Annotated in this window: 15 protein-coding genes; 12 read left to right on the top strand and 3 right to left on the bottom strand. The window is 71.1% G+C overall.

Annotated elements, in window-relative coordinates; all coding sequences use genetic code 11:
• Nucleotides 1–37 precede the first annotated feature (37 nt).
• The 3 genes from STRTUCAR8_RS28425 to STRTUCAR8_RS28435 form a co-directional block, all read right to left on the bottom strand.
• On the bottom strand, nt 38–265 hold the full coding sequence (locus STRTUCAR8_RS28425; protein WP_006379546.1) for a DUF3107 domain-containing protein: 228 nt from the start codon (nt 263–265) through the stop codon (nt 38–40).
• A gap of 135 nt (nt 266–400) precedes the next feature.
• Complete coding sequence (locus STRTUCAR8_RS28430; RefSeq protein ID WP_044473045.1) at nt 401–1,042, bottom strand: TetR/AcrR family transcriptional regulator; 642 nt, start codon at nt 1,040–1,042, stop codon at nt 401–403.
• 182 nt (nt 1,043–1,224) lie between these two features.
• Nucleotides 1,225–1,467: a hypothetical protein gene (locus STRTUCAR8_RS28435; RefSeq protein ID WP_006379541.1), complete on the bottom strand. Its 243-nt coding sequence runs from the start codon at nt 1,465–1,467 to the stop codon at nt 1,225–1,227.
• A 166-nt stretch (nt 1,468–1,633) separates the two neighbouring features.
• Between STRTUCAR8_RS28435 and STRTUCAR8_RS28440 the strand changes: the two genes are divergently transcribed.
• From STRTUCAR8_RS28440 to moeZ, 12 genes are all read left to right on the top strand, one after another.
• Nucleotides 1,634–2,662 (top strand): alpha/beta fold hydrolase, encoded by a 1,029-nt coding sequence (locus tag STRTUCAR8_RS28440; RefSeq protein ID WP_044473046.1) that lies wholly within the window; start codon nt 1,634–1,636, stop codon nt 2,660–2,662.
• An 8-nt stretch (nt 2,663–2,670) separates the two neighbouring features.
• Nucleotides 2,671–4,098: a DUF3152 domain-containing protein gene (locus tag STRTUCAR8_RS28445; RefSeq protein ID WP_407705450.1), complete on the top strand. Its 1,428-nt coding sequence runs from the start codon at nt 2,671–2,673 to the stop codon at nt 4,096–4,098.
• A 56-nt stretch (nt 4,099–4,154) separates the two neighbouring features.
• On the top strand, nt 4,155–4,247 hold the full coding sequence (locus STRTUCAR8_RS55430; RefSeq protein WP_319355004.1) for an Ms4533A family Cys-rich leader peptide: 93 nt from the start codon (nt 4,155–4,157) through the stop codon (nt 4,245–4,247).
• A gap of 172 nt (nt 4,248–4,419) precedes the next feature.
• Entirely contained in the window at nt 4,420–6,138 is a 1,719-nt protein-coding gene (locus tag STRTUCAR8_RS28450; RefSeq protein WP_006379550.1) for an ABC transporter substrate-binding protein, read from the top strand.
• Nucleotides 6,139–6,145: 7 nt separating this feature from the next.
• Nucleotides 6,146–7,192 carry an ABC transporter permease gene (locus STRTUCAR8_RS28455; protein WP_006379539.1) on the top strand — a complete coding sequence of 349 codons (1,047 nt, stop codon included), beginning with the start codon at nt 6,146–6,148 and terminating at the stop codon, nt 7,190–7,192.
• A 2-nt stretch (nt 7,193–7,194) separates the two neighbouring features.
• Entirely contained in the window at nt 7,195–8,193 is a 999-nt protein-coding gene (locus STRTUCAR8_RS28460) for an ABC transporter permease (protein ID WP_044473048.1), read from the top strand.
• Nucleotides 8,190–9,851 (top strand): dipeptide ABC transporter ATP-binding protein, encoded by a 1,662-nt coding sequence (locus tag STRTUCAR8_RS28465; protein WP_044473047.1) that lies wholly within the window; start codon nt 8,190–8,192, stop codon nt 9,849–9,851. The genes STRTUCAR8_RS28460 and STRTUCAR8_RS28465 overlap by 4 nt, the downstream gene beginning before the upstream one ends.
• A 208-nt stretch (nt 9,852–10,059) precedes the next feature.
• A complete protein-coding gene (locus STRTUCAR8_RS28470; protein ID WP_044473049.1) occupies nt 10,060–11,784 on the top strand; it encodes a DUF3492 domain-containing protein in 1,725 nt (574 codons plus the stop codon).
• Nucleotides 11,781–13,040 (top strand): hypothetical protein, encoded by a 1,260-nt coding sequence (locus STRTUCAR8_RS28475; protein WP_006379548.1) that lies wholly within the window; start codon nt 11,781–11,783, stop codon nt 13,038–13,040. Before STRTUCAR8_RS28470 ends, STRTUCAR8_RS28475 begins: the two co-directional genes overlap by 4 nt.
• Nucleotides 13,041–13,182: 142 nt before the next feature.
• Entirely contained in the window at nt 13,183–14,142 is a 960-nt protein-coding gene (locus tag STRTUCAR8_RS28480) for an NAD-dependent epimerase/dehydratase family protein (RefSeq protein WP_006379543.1), read from the top strand.
• Nucleotides 14,130–14,879: a spherulation-specific family 4 protein gene (locus STRTUCAR8_RS28485; RefSeq protein ID WP_006379538.1), complete on the top strand. Its 750-nt coding sequence runs from the start codon at nt 14,130–14,132 to the stop codon at nt 14,877–14,879. The genes STRTUCAR8_RS28480 and STRTUCAR8_RS28485 overlap by 13 nt, the downstream gene beginning before the upstream one ends.
• A 63-nt stretch (nt 14,880–14,942) precedes the next feature.
• Complete coding sequence (gene moeZ, locus STRTUCAR8_RS28490) at nt 14,943–16,121, top strand: adenylyltransferase/sulfurtransferase MoeZ (protein WP_006379536.1); 1,179 nt, start codon at nt 14,943–14,945, stop codon at nt 16,119–16,121.
• Nucleotides 16,122–16,153: the final 32 nt, after the last annotated feature.

Below are 16,153 nucleotides of genomic sequence, written 5' to 3' on the forward strand. Positions count from 1 at the left end.
CCACCCGCATACCTGTCGATATGCGTCCTGCTGTGTCCTACAGCGCGCTGAAGCCCACCTTGCGGGCCGTCGGCTCGCCCAGCTCGACGTACGCGAGACGGTCGGCCGGTACCAGGACCTTGCGGCCGTGGTCGTCCACGAGGCTCAGGAGCGCCGACTTGCCGGCCAGTGCCTCGGACACCGCCCGCTCGACCTCTTCAGCGCTCTGACCGCTCTCCAGAACGATCTCGCGGGGCGCGTGCTGCACGCCGATCTTGACCTCCACGGCTATGTCCCTCCGACGGTCAGTGAAGTGCGCGGGCGTCCGCGCCGTACCCAGCACACATTAGCCCGGTGAGGGGACGTACATGTTCCGCCCGGGAACGCCAGGAGCGAACAGCGGACGGGAACAAACTGGCGGTCAGTGGTGCTCGGTGCCGTGCAGCGGGAAGCCGGCGATGCCGCGCCACGCCAGTGAGGCCAGCAGCTGGACCGCCTGATCGCGCGGCACACTGCGGTCGCTGTGCAGCCAGGACCGGGCCACCACCTGGGAGAGTCCGCCCAGACCGGAGGCGAGCAGCATCGACTCCGAGCGGGAGAGACCGGTGTCCTCGGCGATGACCTCGCAGATCGCCTCCGCGCACTCGTTCGCCACCTTGTCGACGCGCTCGCGTACGGCGGGCTCGTTCGTCAGGTCGGACTCGAACACCAAACGGAAGGCGCCGCCGTCGTCCTCCACGTACGCGAAGTACGCGTCCATCGTCGCCCGGACGCGCTGCTTGTTGTCGGAGGTCGACGCGAGGGCCGTGCGGACCGACTCGATCAGGGCCTCGCAGTGCTGGTCGAGCAGCGCGAGGTAGAGGTCGAGCTTGCCGGGGAAGTGCTGGTAGAGCACCGGCTTGCTGACCCCGGCCCGTTCGGCGATGTCGTCCATCGCGGCGGAGTGGTAGCCCTGCGCCACGAACACTTCCTGGGCGGCGCCCAGCAGCTGGTTCCGTCGGGCGCGACGCGGCAACCGCGTGCCCCGCGGGCGTGCCGCCTCAGTTTGCTCGATGGCTGTCACGCCGCCTCCCAATTTCGTCCACATGCGGTGAGCGCCGCGCCGCCATCGTACTTTTCGGTAACCCTGCTGTGCGCGGTACGAGGGGAGAAATTCCTCGACCGAGCGACTGTATGTTCCGGTCTATTTGCTCAAATAGCAATAAATCCAGTGCGGGGTGTACGAGGTACGGGGTGCGTCGGCGGCTAGCGGTAGTCGTCCTCGTCGAGTTTCACGACGCGGGCCTGTTCCGCGAGGTCGGCCTCGTTGGCGCGGTCGGTGTTCTCGCCGGTCAGTGGGACGTCGTGCTGCGGGGTGACGTCCGTGCGCTGCTCGACGGCGTCGTCCGCGGGGGCTTCGACGTCGAACTCGGTGGCGTTGTCCTCGCCCTCGTAGTCCTCGTGGTCCTTCATTCCGAAGGTCTCGGGGTCGGTGGGGTCGACGGCCATGGCGGGCTCCCTTCCCGGGGATACGGTTTTCCTGCGGGTGCCCAAATACGAGCCTAGGAGACGCGGGATCGGGACGCCAGGTGGTCGGAGCTGCGGAAAACCGGCGCACCGGGTCTGTGATGCCGAACACACGAGCCACTGCGTGATCGTCTCGTAACATTGCCGCATGTCTTCGACCGAGCTGCCGTACGTGCCGGCCACCAATGTGCTCCCGAAGGTGGCGCCCGTCAGGGTCGCGGAGGGCGAGCGGCTGCGCTCGGTCGGTCTGCCGGGGGTCACCCTGACCGTGCGTTCGCGGCCCCCCGCGCGCGAGGGACTGCCGCCCGCGCTGTACGTCCACGGCCTGGGCGGTTCCTCGCAGAACTGGTCGGCGCTCATGCCGCTGAACGACGAGCTCGTCGACAGCGAGGCGCTCGACCTGCCCGGCTTCGGCGACTCCCCGCCGCCGGACGACGGCGACTACTCGGTCACCGGGCACGCGCGTGCCGTCATCCGCTACCTCGACGCGTCCGGGCGCGGTCCCGTGCACCTCTTCGGCAACTCGCTGGGCGGCGCGGTGTCCACCCGTGTCGCGGCGGTGCGGCCCGACCTCGTCAGGACGCTCACGCTGGTCTCGCCCGCGCTGCCGGAGATCCGTGTGCAGCGCACCGCGGTGCCGACCGCCCTGCTCGCCCTGCCCGGCGTGGCCCGTCTGTTCACCCGACTGACGGAGCAGTGGAGCGCCGAACAGCGCGTCCGCGGGGTCACGGCGCTCTGTTACGGGGATCCTGGGCAGGTGACGCCCGAGGGATTCAGCAACGCGGTCGAGGAGATGGAAAGACGGCTCCAACTGCCGTACTTCTGGGATGCGCTGGCGCGTTCCGCGCGCGGGGTGGTGAACGCGTACACGCTGGGCGGTCAGCACGGGCTGTGGCGCCAGGCCGAGCGCGTGCTCGCTCCGACGCTTCTCATCTACGGCGGCCGGGACCAGCTGGTCTCGTACCGCATGGCTCAGCGCGCGGCGCGCGCCTTCCGTGACTCGCGGCTGCTCTCGCTGCCGGACGCCGGCCATGTGGCGATGATGGAGTACCCGGAGACGGTGGCCTCGGCGTTCCGCGAACTGCTCGATGACGCAGGTGAGTTGCCGGCGGATGCCGGTACTGTGGCAGCGAGGACGGTCGGCAGCCGGGTCGACGCCGCGAACGCGGGGAGCTGAGACGCGAGGTGGGACGTCACAGCCGCCGCGGGCGAACCGGCGGCAGCGCGAGTACGGGCGACACGGCGAACACCCCCGTGGGTCAACAGGCTCGACAGACTCAGCAGGGTCGGAAACCTCAACAGGGGCAGGGCCAAGGGCAGGTTCAGGGGCAGGGCCAGGGGCGACAGGGGCAAGGGGCGCCGCGGTTCGCCGACGGTACACCGGCTCACGGGATGCCCCGTTTCCCGGTCCCCGACGGCACTCCCGCTCACGGCTTTCCGCGCCTTCCCGACGGCGCCCCCGCGCGCGGGATGCAGCGTCCCTCGGACGGAACCCCCGCTCACGGCTTTCCCCGGGTCCGCGGAGGCGGGCACCCCGAGCAGCGTGAATCCGGCGGCGGCTGGGGCGAGTTCGGCACCCGGGCCGGGACCGGCCCCGCCATACCGCGTCAACGTCCGGCCCCCGCGCCCGCGAACGGTTCCGGACCCCGGCAGGCGTACGTCGATGCCTTCGAGGAAGCAGGCACGTCCGGCGGCTCCGTCGCGGGCGGCGACCTCTTCGCACCCCGTGCCCGGACATCGCACCCGGCCGACACGCCCACCCCGCCCGCCGAGTCGGCGGGCAAGGGCAGGAGCGGCAAGGGGCGGGCGTTCACCGGGATCGCGGCTGCCGCCGTCACCACCGTGCTGGCGGTCGTCGTGGCCGGCCAGGTCACCCAGGGGCAGGACGACGACGGGGGCGTGCGGACGCAGACCGCGATCGGCTCGGGTCAGGACGTCCAGGGCTCCGGGGACTCCGCGGCGCGCACCGACGGCCTCCCCGCCGCGCCCGACGCGCCGGCCGTGGAGACGGCACTGACGTACGACCAGAAGATGGCCAAGACATACGCGCTCGGGGCGGCCCTCAAGGGCTCGGGGAAGTTCGACGCGATCCGCGGCTTCGCCAAGGCGCCGGGGGCGGGGCAGAAGTACACGTACCGGGTGGACGTCGAACAGGGGCTCGGGCTCGACGGGGAACTGTTCGCGCAGGCCGTGCAGAAGACGCTCAACGACAACCGGAGCTGGGCCCACAACGGCGGTCGGACGTTCGAGCGGATCTCCTCCGGCAAGCCCGATTTCGTGATCACCCTGGCGAGCCCCGGCACGACCGCCTTCTGGTGCGACAAGTCGGGGCTCGACACCACGGAGGACAACGTGTCCTGCGACTCGGCCGCCACCGACCGCGTGATGATCAACGCCTACCGGTGGGCGCAGGGTTCCGTGACCTACGGCGACAAGATCTACGCCTACCGGCAGATGCTGATCAACCACGAGGTCGGCCATCGCCTCGGCTACGGGCACGTGACCTGCGACAAGGACGGCGACCTCGCCCCGGTCATGCAGCAGCAGACCAAGTTCCTCAACCATGACGGGATCCACTGCAAGGCCAACCCCTGGCCGTATCCCGGGAGTTGACGCGTGGCTCAGAAGTCACGTTGACACAGGTGGAAAGTTCGTTCATATTTTTGCGCATGTGGTCTAGTCATGTTGCCGAACGCGCAGCCATCGAGCTGGCGCTGATCGGTGTGACCCCACTCTGCGTGGCAGACATCCTCTGTCGCTGACACCCGCCTGCGTGGCGTGTGTCGCGATGTTCCCCTTTGCCGCTGACGACTGACCTCCGTCCTCGACAGCGGCTCTCGAAGACCTGACGCGACCCGGCGCCCGGGCAGACGTGTGTCCTCTTCCGTCTCATCCCTTGTCGTCCCGTCTCATTATTCGAGAGGTCGTCTTCCGATGCGCCAACCGTCCGTCAGAACGCGCCGCGTGGCAGCGGTGTCCGTCAGCCTGGTCCTGGCCGCCGGCGCAGCCGCGTGCGGGCCGAAAGACAACGATGCCAAGGGCGCCGGGAGCGGCCACGCGGAGCCGCAGAAGGGCGGCACGCTCACCGTCCTCAACTCCCACCCACAAGCCGACTTCGACCCCGCCCGGCTCTACACCTCCGGCGGCGGCAACGTCCCCTCACTCGTCTTCCGCACACTCACCACACGCAACCGCGAGAGCGGGGCGGCGGGCGCGAAGGTCGTCCCCGACCTGGCCACCGACACCGGGCGCCCGAGCGAGAACGCGACAGTGTGGACGTACACCCTGAAGGAAGGGCTCACGTACGAGGACGGTACGGCGATCACCAGCGCCGACATCAAGTACGGCATCGAGCGCTCCTTCGCCCCCGAACTCTCCGGCGGCGCGCCCTACCTGAGGGACTGGCTGGTCGGCGCCGCCGACTACCAGGGGCCCTACAAGGGCAAGGGCCTCGACGCGATCGAGACGCCGGACGCCCGCACGATCGTCTTCCACCTGAACAAGCCCGAGGGCGAGTTCCCCTACCTGGCCACGCAGACACAGTTCACGCCGGTCCCGAAGGCCAAGGACACCGGCACGAAGTACGAGGAGCACCCGGTCTCGTCGGGCCCGTACAAGGTCGTCAGCAACGAGGGCGACGGTGAGCGGCTGATCCTGGAGCGCAACACCTACTGGTCGGCCGCCACGGACGTGGAGCGCAAGGCGTACCCCGACAGGATCGACGTACGGTCCGGGATCGACTCCTCGGTGATCAACCAGCGGCTGTCGGCGTCCCAAGGGGCGGACGCCGCGTCCGTCACCACGGACACCAACCTCGGCCCGGCCGAGCTCGCCAAGGTCACCGGTGACAAGGAACTGGCCGCGCGCGTCGGCACCGGGCACTTCGGCTACGTCAACTACATCGCGTTCAACCCGAAGACCAAGCCGTTCGACAACATCAAGGTGCGGGAGGCGATCTCGTACGCCATCGACCGCACGAGCGTCATCAACGCGGCCGGCGGCTCGTCGCTCGCCGAACCCGCCACCACCTATCTGCCGAACCAGAAGTCCTTCGGCTACACGCCCTACGACCACTTCCCGGCGGGTGCCTCGGGGGACCCGGCGAAGGCCAAGGAGGTGCTGAAGGAGGCCGGTTACCCGAACGGGCTGACCGTCACCCTGACGCACTCCAACGCCAAGGACTTCGAGACCAGCCCGGAGATCGCGACCGCCGTCCAGGACGCGCTCAAGAAGGCCGGCATCACGGTGAAGCTGAACGGGCTGGAGGACAACGACTACTCCGACACGATCCACGACGTGAACAAGGAGCCCGGGTTCTTCCTCGCCCACTGGGGTGCCGACTGGCCCTCCGGCGGCCCCTTCCTCGCCCCGATCTTCGACGGCCGGCAGATCGTCGAGGACGGCGCGAACTTCAACACCGGCTTCCTCGACGACAAGTCGGTCAACGCCGAGATCGACGCGATCAACAAGTTGACCGATCTCGACGCCGCCGCCAGGAGGTGGGGCGCGCTGGACGAGAAGATCGGCGAGCAGGCCCTGACCGTGCCGCTGTTCCACCCCGTCTACAAGCGGCTGTACGGCAAGGACGTCAGGAACATCGTGATCAGCGACTGGACGGGTGTCCTGGACATCTCCCAAGTCTCGGTGAAGTGACGACACCGTGAGCGAGGTCCTTCTCGCCTCCCAGGCCGCCGGAACGGGTGCGACACCCGTCCCGGCGGCCTCCGGGGCCCGTCAGTTCTGGCGGCGGCTGCGGGCGCAGCGCGCCGCCCTCGTCGCGGCGGTCGTCGTCGCGCTGCTCGTCCTGGTCGCGCTCGCCGCGCCGCTGCTCACCGCGATCGCCGGCCAGGATCCGACCACCTACCACCCGGCTCTCGTCGACTCCGCGCGCGGGGGAGTGCCTGTCGGTTCCTTCGGGGGCCTCAGCGGTGACCACTGGCTCGGCGTCGAACCGCAGACAGGGCGCGATCTGTTCGCCCGGCTCGTCTACGGAGCCCGGGTCTCGCTGGGCGTCGCGCTCGCGGCGACCGTCGTCCAGGTGTCGATCGGCGTCGTGGTCGGCATCGCGTCCGCCCTCGGCGGCCGGTGGGTCGATCAGCTGCTGAGCCGACTCACCGATGTCATCATCGCCCTGCCGCTCATGATCATGTCGCTGGCCCTGCTCGCGATCGTGCCCAGCGGTTTCCCGCGGCCCGTGCTCGTCGCCCTCGTCATCGGACTGATCGCCTGGGGCGGGATCGCGAAGATCGTGCGCGCCCAGACGCTCACTCTCAAACAGCTCGACCACGTGGCCGCGGCCCGGCTCAGCGGCTGGGGTTCCTGGCGGATCGCCCGCCGCGAACTGCTGCCCGGCCTCGCCGCGCCCGTCATCACGTACGCCGCGCTCCTCGTCCCGTCGAACATCACGGTCGAGGCCGCGCTGTCCTTCCTCGGCGTCGGTGTGCGGCCGCCGACGCCGTCCTGGGGGCAGATGATCACCGCCGCCGACGTCTGGTACCAGGCGGCGCCCCAGTACCTGCTGCTGCCCGCGGGCGCCCTCTTCGTGACCGTCCTCGCCCTCACCGTCCTCGGCGACGGCATCCGCACCGCCCTCGACCCCCGCGCGGCCTCACGCCTGCGCGTCGGCACAGGCCGCAGGCGCGAGGCCACGGTCGTGACGCAGAAGAACGCCGACGCGACGACGGCCGAGATGGGAGCAGGCGCATGAACATCTCCGGTTTCGGAGGCTTCGTCGCCCGGCGTGTCATCGGCGCGATCGTCACCCTCCTCGCCATCTCGGTGATCATCTACGTCGTCTTCTACGTCGCCCCCGGCAACGTCGCCCAGATCACCTGCGGCCCGCGCTGCTCCCCGGCCCAGGTGCACCAAGTCGCGGAGCAACTGCGCCTCGACGACCCGCTGTACCTGCGCTACTGGCACTTCCTGGAGGGCGTCTTCGCCGGCCAGGACTACTCGACCGGTACGTCCGTCCAGCACTGCTCGGCGCCCTGCCTCGGCCTGTCGTACCAGAGCGACCAGCAGGTCACCGAGCTGATCCTGGCGAAGCTGCCGGTCACCGGCTCGCTCGCGCTGGGCGCGATGGTGCTGTGGCTGCTCATCGGCGTCGGCACCGGGGTGCTCTCGGCCTGGCGGCGCGGCCGGCTCACCGAGCGCCTGCTGACCGGGCTCACGCTGGCGGGCACGGCCACGCCCGTCTTCGTCATCGGCCTGATCCTGATGATCGTCGTCTGCGGCCAGCTGGAGCTGCTGCCCTTCCCGCAGTACGTGCCCTTCGCCGACGATCCCGAACAGTGGGCCTGGAACCTGCTGCTGCCCTGGCTGTCGCTCGCCCTCATCGAGTCCGCCAAGTACGCCCGTCTGACCAGGGTGTCGATGCTGGAGACACTCGCGGAGGACCACGTACGCACCTTTCGCGCGTACGGCGTCGGGGAGCGGTCCGTCATCGGGCGGCACGCGCTGCGCGGCGCGGTGGCGCCCCTGATCGCCCTGAGTGCCACGGACTTCGGATCGATGTTCGGCGGCGCGGTGCTCACCGAGACGCTCTTCGGGCTGCCCGGTATCGGACAGGAGCTCGTCGAGGCGGTCAAGGTGGTCGACCTGCCGGTGGTCGTCGGCATGGTCCTGGTCACCGGTTTCTTCGTGGTCATCGCCAACGCCGTCGCGGATGTGCTGTACGCGGTGGCCGATCGACGGGTGGTGCTCGTATGAGCTTGGACAAGGCCTCAATTGAGGCTCAGGAGGACGGCTCGCAGGGCAGCACGGCTGACAGGGCTCTTGTGGGGGTCGACGGTCTGACGGTCGCCTTCGGCTCCCTGCTCGCCGTGGACGGGCTGTCGTTCCGGCTGGCGAAGGGCGCCGCACTGGGCCTGGTCGGCGAGTCCGGCTCGGGCAAGTCGACGGTCGCGTCCGCCCTGCTGGGGCTGCATCGCGGCACGGGTGCTGAGGTCGGCGGCAGGGTCCGCGTCGCCGGAACCGACGTACAGCGGGCGTCCGAGGCCGAGCTGCGGCGGCTGCGCGGGGCGAAGGCGGCGATGGTCTTCCAGGACCCGCTGTCCTCCCTCGACCCGTACTACGCGGTCGGTGACCAGATCGCCGAGGTGTACCGGGTGCACACGAAGGCGTCCCGGCGGGCCGCACGCGCGCGTGCCGTCGACGTGCTGGACCGGGTCGGAATCCCGGACGCCCTGCGGCGGTCCCGGTCCCGGCCGCACGAGTTCAGCGGCGGGATGCGCCAGCGCGCGCTGATCGCCATGGCGCTCGCCTGCGAGCCCGACCTGCTGATCGCCGACGAGCCCACGACCGCCCTGGACGTCACCGTCCAGGCCCAGATCCTCGACCTGCTGCACACGCTGCGCGCGGAGACCGGCATGGGACTGCTGCTCGTCACGCACGACGTCGGCGTGGCGGCGGAGAGTGTCGACGACGTGCTGGTGATGCGGCACGGGCGCGCCGTCGAGCACGGCCCGGTCTCAGCCGTTCTGGGGGCGCCCGCCGAGGCATACACGCGCGAACTGCTCGCCGCGGTACCGCGCGTGGACGTGCGACGAGTCCCCCAGGAGGCCTCCGACGCCCGCGAGGTGGTGCTGGAGGCAGCCGGCCTGCGGCGCGAGTTCGGGCGCGGGAAGCGGGCGTTCGCGGCCGTGGACGACGTGTCGCTGACCGTGCGCCGGGGCGAGACCCTCGGGATCGTCGGCGAGAGCGGCAGCGGAAAGACGACCCTCGGACGGATGCTGGTCGGACTGCTGGAGCCGACGGCCGGCGAGGTGCGCTACGAGGGGCACGTGCGGTCCGGGGCCGGGCCGGCCGTGCAGATGGTGTTCCAGGACCCGGTCTCCTCCCTCAACCCCCGTCGCAGCGTGGGCGAGTCGATCGCCGACCCGCTGCGGGCACGCGGCGAGAAGGACGAGAGGCGTGTCCGTGGGCGCGTGGGGGAGCTGCTGGAGCGGGTGGGGCTCGACCCGGCGCACTACGGCCGCTATCCGCACGAGTTCAGCGGCGGCCAACGCCAACGCGTGGGCATCGCACGGGCACTGGCCGCCGAACCCCGCGTCATCGTCTGCGACGAGCCGGTCTCGGCGCTCGATGTCACGACCCAGGCCCAGGTGGTCGCCCTGCTCGGCGAGTTGCAGCGCGAACTCGGCCTCGCGCTGGTGTTCGTCGCCCACGATCTCGCCGTGGTACGCCAGGTCAGCGACCGCGTCGCGGTGATGCGGCGGGGCCGGATCGTCGAATCGGGGCCCGCCGACGAGGTGTACGACAATCCGAGGGACCCCTACACCCGGCAACTGCTGGCCGCCGGACCCGCTCTCGACCCGGAGATCGCCGCCCGACGGCGCGCCGCCCGCCAGGAGTTGACCCCCGCCTGACCGCACGGGTGTTCGTCACCATTGGTGCTCGAATGATCTCTTAGCGCGACGGAACGCGATCCGCGCGGGAAAGTTACGACCGTTCACCCCTTTTGGTGGTGTGACGGACAACCGTCCGTCGCACCACCGTCATGTCCGCATACGTTCGTCCCGCTGCGAGCCGCCGGGTCAACGGCGGCTCCCCACAAGGGAGATCGGGGGTGTGCTCGTGCGCATCGGACTGCTGACGGAGGGTGGCTATCCGTATGTGAGCGGTGACGCCAGACTCTGGTGCGACCGGCTCGTGCGCGGGCTCGGCGGACACGAGTTCGACATCTACGCGCTCAGTCGCAGTGAGCGGCAGGAGGACGAGGGCTGGATCGAACTCCCGTCGCAGGTCAGCCGGGTACGGACCGCGCCACTGTGGACGGCCGAGGACGACGGCGTGGTGTACGGCCGCCGCGCCCGCCGCCGGTTCGCCGAGGCCTACGGAGAGTTGGCCGCGGTGCTGTGCGGCGGGCCCGACACGGGGAAGGCGACGGACGGATCGACCCCCTCCACCGCTGAGGCGGACCGTTTCGGCAGCGCGCTGTACGGTCTCGCCGAACTCGCCCGGGACGAGGACGGACTGGTGGGAGCACTCCGCTCCGAAGCCGCCGTACGCGCCCTTGAGCGCGCCTGTCGTGCGCCCGGCGCCCCAGGAGCGGCGCGCGAGGCGCGCGTCCCGGATCTGCTCACCGTCGCCGCGCAACTGGAACGCGCTCTGCGCCCCCTCTCGCTCGACTGGTACGAGGACGACGGGCTCGGCTCGGTCGACCTCTGCCATGCCGCGGCCGGCGGCCCGGCGGCACTCCCCGGACTGCTCGCCCACCACTTCTCCGGCGTACCCCTCCTGGTCACCGAGTACGGAGTCCCGCTGCGGGCGCATTACCTGGCCTCGGGCGCCGACGACAGCGCCCCGGCCGTACGGTCCCTGCTCGCGGCCTTCCACGGCCATCTGGCCTCGGAGGTCTACCGGCGGGCCGAGCTCGTCACCCCCGGCAACACGCACACCCGCCGCTGGCAGGAGAGATGCGGGGCCGACCGGGAGAAGCTGCGGACCGTGTACCCGGGCATGGACGCGTCCCACTTCGCGGAAGTGGGCGAGTCGCCGGAGACCGCGGACCCCGACACGCTGATCTGGGTCGGCCGTATCGAGCCCGCCAAGGATCTGGTCTCCCTCCTGCACGCCTTCGCGGAGGTCCGCAAGGAGGAGCCGAAGACCCGCCTGCGCATCATCGGCGCGGCCACGGGAGCCGAGAGCGAGGCGTATCTCGGTCACTGCCGGGCGCTGGCGGCGCAGCTCTTCCCCGACGAGGCCGAGGGCATGCACGCGGTCGGCGACAACCCGGTGTCGTTCGAGGAGATCGGCGGCCCCGAGGCGCCGACCCTCACGGAGGCGTACGCGGCGGGCGCGGTCGTCGTCCTGTCGAGTGTCGTCGAGGGCTTCCCGATCAGCCTGGTCGAGGCCATGTTCTGCGGCCGGGCGACCGTGTCGACGGACGTCGGCGCGGTGGTCGAGATCATCGGCGGAACGGGGCTCGTGGTGCCCCCGCGCAACCCGAGGGCGCTCGCGGAGGCGTGCGTGGCGCTGCTGCGCGACCCGGCGCGCCGCGAACGCCTGGGCGCCGCCGCCCGCGCCCGTGCCCTCGAACTGTTCACCGTCGAGCAGAACGTCGAGGCATTTCGCGGCATTTACCTGGAGGTCGTCTCGCGCTGTCCCGTCAGCAGAGTGGTCCTCGACCACGCCGGCGAGCCGCTCCCGTTCGCCGTCCCGGCGGAGGCCCACGTCCCCGGCCGCTGGACGCAGGCCGGCATAGGCGTGGTGGCCCGGGGCGGGCCCAGCTGGGCGACAGGACGCGCTTCCGCACCGGTACAGGCGACCCCCGTGCCGGCCGGGGAGGGCGTGCGATGAGCGAGCTGGGAGAACTGGACCGCCCGGGGACACCGGACAGCCCCGGAGGCTGGGACGAGCACTCGGAGGAGTGGCTCATGGGCGCCGCCGAGACGAACGCACGGGAGACGCAGGAGCAGACACAGACGACCACGTCCAACCCCCGTGCCGCGCGCCGAGGGACCGGGGACCCCGTGAAGGCGCTCATGCACAGGCACCGTGAGCTGTGCGAGCGGGCGGTGGATCCGCTGGAGATCGCCGCAGGCCTGGAAGCCCACGGCATGACGGACCGGACGGCCGCCCGCTTCCGACACCGGGACGTGTTCTCGCTGGCCGAGGAGTTGTACGCCCGCGTCTCCCGGGAAACGGAAACGGCACCCCGGCCCACCCCGACGCCCGCACCCCGCGTCCGGGCCGACTGGGTGCTGCTCTCCCTGCTGCCGGGTGCCCTGTGCGCGGCGACGGTGGCGGGCCTGCACCTCACCGAGGGCCGGGTCCGGCCGGCCGTGGCGACGCTGGGCGCCCTGGCCGTCGCGCTCGCCGTACGCGCGGCACTGGGCCGGGGGCCACTGGGCCCCAGGTCCCACCCGGCGGCCCCCGGCACGTACGGGAGCCACACCCCGCCCTCCACGCGCGCGTGCACCTACTGGCTCCTCGCGTACGCACTCCTGGGCGACGACCTGCTCACCGCCGCGCTGACGGGCGGCCCCGGCGGATTCCCGACCGCCGTCCGGGACCTGTCGACCGCACCTGTGCTGGCCCTCACGCTGGCCTGTGCGCCGGCTGCCTGGTGTGCCCACCTCTTCGCGGCGGGAGCCCGGCGCAAGCTGGCCGCCAGCCGCGGCCTGGCGGACTTCACCGCAGCCGTGAAACCCCTCCTCCTGGGCGCCTTCGCCCTGTTCCTCTGCGCGTCGGCGGCGCTCGTCGCGCTCTCCGCGACGGTCCTGCGCGCACCGGCGGCCTACACCACGACAGTCACCCTCGGCGCCCTGCTCCTGCTGGCCCGCCTCCTCACGGCTCACGGCTTCACCCGGGCCCCGGCAGTGGTCCTCGGCGCGGCGACCGTGACGGAGGCGGCGGCCCTGGCCTGCGCCTTCGCGTCGCACCTGCCCGGATGCGCCTTCCTGGCCGCCCCCGTGGACACGGTCGTGGCCGCCTGGAGTCCGGCAGGCATCCCGGCCGCGACCTGCGCGGGGGCCGCCCTGGTCCTCCTGTTCCACGCCACCCGCACGCTGACCAGGGCGTCGGCGCACGCGATGCCGGGTGAGGCCGGATGACGTCCCGGACCACGACCACGGCAGGCGCCCGCTTCCGCGATGCCCGGCCCTCCACCACCAACGACACCCGTAATTCCCGAAGGAGTACACCGATGATCACCTCCCGACTTGGAGCCGGAGAATCCGCCGAGGGAGCCGTCCGATGAGGGTTCTGCTGATCGGAGCCAACGGCTACCTCGGCCGCTTCGTCGCCGACCGACTGCTCGCCGACCCGGCCGTGCAGCTCACCGCCCTGGGCCGCGGCGACGACGCCGACGTCCGGTTCGACCTCGCGTCCGGCAGCCCCGGCGCACTCACCCGCTTCCTCGACGCGGTCCACCCCGGAGTGGTCGTCAACTGCGCGGGCGCCACCCGAGGCGGGGCCCGCGAACTCACCCGGCACAACACGGTCGCCGTCGCCACCGTCTGCGAGGCACTGCGGCGCAGCGGCTGCGGCGCCCGTCTCGTCCAGCTCGGCTGCGGCGCCGAGTACGGCCCCAGCCAGCCCGGGTCCTCCACGGCCGAGGACGCCGTCCCCCGCCCCGGCGGCCCGTACGGCGTCAGCAAACTCGCCGCCACCGAACTGGTCCTGGGGTCCGGTCTCGACGCCGTCGTCCTGCGCGTCTTCTCGCCGGCCGGGCCCGGCACGCCCGCCGGCTCACCGCTCGGCCGCCTCGCCGAGGCGATGCGCCGCGCGATGCAGTCCGGCGACGGCGAGCTCAAGCTCGGCGGCCTGGGCGCGCAGCGCGACTTCATCGACGTACGGGACGTCGCACGGGCCGTCCACGCCGCGTCGCTCTCGGCCGCGCAGGGCGTCATCAACATCGGCTCCGGCCGCGCCGTGCGTCTGCGGGACGCCGCGTCCGTCCTCGCCCGCGTGGCCGGGTACGGCGGCGCGCTGCACGAACTCGACGGGCCGCCCGGCCCCCTGCGGGCGTCCATCGGCCACCCCCGACCCGACCCGGACCACGCGGCCCCGGTCGCGTACCCGTACCCGGACGGCTGTGGCAGCTGGCAGCAGGCCGATGTACGCACCGCACGCGACCGGCTCGGCTGGCGGCCCCGGATCAACCTGGAGGAGTCCCTCGCCGACATCTGGATGGAGGCGGCATGCCGCATCTGACCAGTGCCAAGGCAGGCACCGCCAGCACCGGCGTACGCACCGGCTTCGGCATTCCGGGTTTCGCGCATCCCCTCGTCGCGCCGACCGAGTGGGGTGAACTCGCCCGCCCGGGAATGCCCCTGCACTGGGTCGTCCTCAACGTCGCCGACGGCCCGGGAAGCCGCCCCGATCCGCACTGTCTGGAGGCCGCCGGGCGCCTGCGCAACGCGGGTGTCCGTGTCCTCGGCCACCTCGACACGGCCAACGGCGCCCGCCCGCACGGTGAGCTGAGCGCCGAGGCGCAGCGATACCGCGACTGGTACAAGGCGGACGGCTTCCTCCTGGACCGCTGCCCGACCGACCGCGCCGCGCTCCCCGAGATCCGCCGCACGGTCGGCACGCTCCGCGCGGCGGACGGCGACGCGCACATCGTCCTGGGCCACGGCGCCCATCCGCATCCGGACTACGCGGAGCACGCCGACCAGCTCGTCACGTTCTCCGGCCACTGGAGTGACTACCGCTGGTCGCAGGTGGCCGAGTGGACAGCCGACCATCCGCCCGAGCGGTTCTGCCACTTCGTGCACGGGCTGCCGCTCGGTCATCTCGACGAGGCGCTGCGTATCGCCCGCTGGCAGGGCGCGGCCACGATCTGGTTCACCGACCGCACGGACCGCGGTGGCCGCGCCGAACCCTGGGAGACCATGCCCGGCTACTGGGACGACATCGTCTCGCGCCTCGGAACGGGTGTCTCGGAATGAAGAAGGGCGTGGCAGTGTTACGGGGAGAACAACTGTAGTGATTGACCGACCAACGGAGTCCCCGTGTCGCTGCCACCCCTGGTTGAGCCCGCTGCCGAGCTCACCGTAGACGAGGTCCGCAGGTACTCCCGCCACCTGATCATCCCCGATGTCGGGATGGACGGGCAGAAGCGGCTGAAGAACGCCAAGGTGCTCTGTGTGGGCGCCGGCGGCCTGGGTTCGCCGGCGCTGATGTACCTGGCCGCCGCGGGCGTGGGCACGCTCGGCATCGTGGAGTTCGACGAGGTCGACGAGTCGAACCTGCAGCGCCAGATCATCCACAGCCAGGCGGACATCGGCCGCTCCAAGGCCCAGTCCGCCCGCGACTCGGTGCTGGGCATCAACCCGTACGTCGACGTGGTCCTTCACGAAGAGCGGCTCGAGGCCGAGAACGTGATGGAGATCTTCAGCCAGTACGACCTGATCGTCGACGGCACGGACAACTTCGCGACCCGCTACCTGGTCAACGACGCGTGCGTGCTGCTGAACAAGCCGTACGTCTGGGGTTCGATCTACCGCTTCGACGGCCAGGCCTCCGTCTTCTGGTCCGAGCACGGCCCCTGCTACCGCTGCCTCTACCCGGAGCCCCCGCCCCCCGGCATGGTTCCCTCCTGCGCCGAGGGCGGCGTCCTGGGCGTGCTGTGCGCGTCCATCGGTTCCATCCAGGTCAACGAGGCCATCAAGCTCCTCGCGGGCATCGGCGAGCCCCTCGTCGGCCGTCTGATGATCTACGACGCCCTGGAGATGCAGTACCGCCAGGTGAAGGTCCGCAAGGACCCCGACTGCGCGGTCTGCGGTGAGAACCCGACCGTCACCGAGCTCATCGACTACGAGGCCTTCTGCGGTGTCGTGTCCGAGGAGGCCCAGGAGGCGGCGGCCGGCGCGACGATCACTCCCAAGCAGCTCAAGGAGTGGATCGACGACGGCGAGAACATCGAGATCATCGACGTCCGCGAGATCAACGAGTACGAGATCGTCTCGATCCCCGGCGCCAAGCTGATCCCGAAGAACGAGTTCCTCATGGGCACCGCCCTGGCGACCCTCCCGCAGGACAAGAAGATCGTCCTGCACTGCAAGACGGGTGTCCGCAGTGCGGAAGTCCTCGCGGTCCTGAAGTCCGCCGGCTTCTCGGACGCGGTCCACGTCGGCGGCGGTGTGATCGGCTGGGTCAACCAGATCGAGCCGCACAAGCCGGTCTACTGACCCGCGGTTCACCTCAGCGTTCACCGCGTTCG

This window comes from Streptomyces turgidiscabies Car8 (genome assembly GCF_000331005.1).
Taxonomy (GTDB): domain Bacteria; phylum Actinomycetota; class Actinomycetes; order Streptomycetales; family Streptomycetaceae; genus Streptomyces; species Streptomyces turgidiscabies.

Bases quoted from the DNA above. Each gene is read 5' to 3' on its own strand.
- STRTUCAR8_RS28435 (WP_006379541.1), bottom strand. From the start codon at position 1,467: ATGGCCGTCGACCCCACCGACCCCGAGACCTTCGGAATGAAGGACCAC.
- STRTUCAR8_RS28465 (WP_044473047.1), top strand. From the start codon at position 8,190: ATGAGCTTGGACAAGGCCTCAATTGAGGCTCAGGAGGACGGCTCGCAG.
- STRTUCAR8_RS28475 (WP_006379548.1), top strand. From the start codon at position 11,781: ATGAGCGAGCTGGGAGAACTGGACCGCCCGGGGACACCGGACAGCCCC.
- STRTUCAR8_RS28450 (WP_006379550.1), top strand. From the start codon at position 4,420: ATGCGCCAACCGTCCGTCAGAACGCGCCGCGTGGCAGCGGTGTCCGTC.
- STRTUCAR8_RS28485 (WP_006379538.1), top strand. From the start codon at position 14,130: ATGCCGCATCTGACCAGTGCCAAGGCAGGCACCGCCAGCACCGGCGTA.
- STRTUCAR8_RS55430 (WP_319355004.1), top strand. From the start codon at position 4,155: ATGTGGTCTAGTCATGTTGCCGAACGCGCAGCCATCGAGCTGGCGCTG.
- STRTUCAR8_RS28480 (WP_006379543.1), top strand. From the start codon at position 13,183: ATGAGGGTTCTGCTGATCGGAGCCAACGGCTACCTCGGCCGCTTCGTC.
- STRTUCAR8_RS28440 (WP_044473046.1), top strand. From the start codon at position 1,634: ATGTCTTCGACCGAGCTGCCGTACGTGCCGGCCACCAATGTGCTCCCG.